The sequence below is a fragment of the Cohnella baijiui genome (genome assembly GCF_020731285.1).
Taxonomy (GTDB): domain Bacteria; phylum Bacillota; class Bacilli; order Paenibacillales; family Paenibacillaceae; genus Cohnella.
This window is the reverse complement of the sequence record NZ_JAJFOW010000527.1, coordinates 1-209: the sequence shown is the minus strand read 5'-3', so window position 1 is coordinate 209 and position 209 is coordinate 1. Positions and strand designations below refer to the sequence as shown.

Annotated in this window: 1 protein-coding gene; it reads right to left on the bottom strand. The window is 49.8% G+C overall.

The annotated features are described in order from the left end of the window. Positions 1-209 (bottom strand): hypothetical protein (locus tag LKX83_RS33665; RefSeq protein ID WP_227887669.1); only part of this gene is annotated, 209 nt, incomplete at both ends.

Below are 209 nucleotides of genomic sequence, written 5' to 3'. Positions count from 1 at the left end.
CACGTACAGAAGCTGTTTGCGGTGGTTGCGCTGCCTGCGTTCTCCACTCCTGAGACATAGAAGCGGCGGCTCCCTCACTTCGATTTTCCTTATCCGGTACAAATAACGTCCAATCCATTGATGCTTGATACTCATTATTTTTAGGTCGTGGACTGGATGAAGCAGAACGTTGTGCACTGGGTTCGGGAATTAATTTCTGCCCGCTCCAC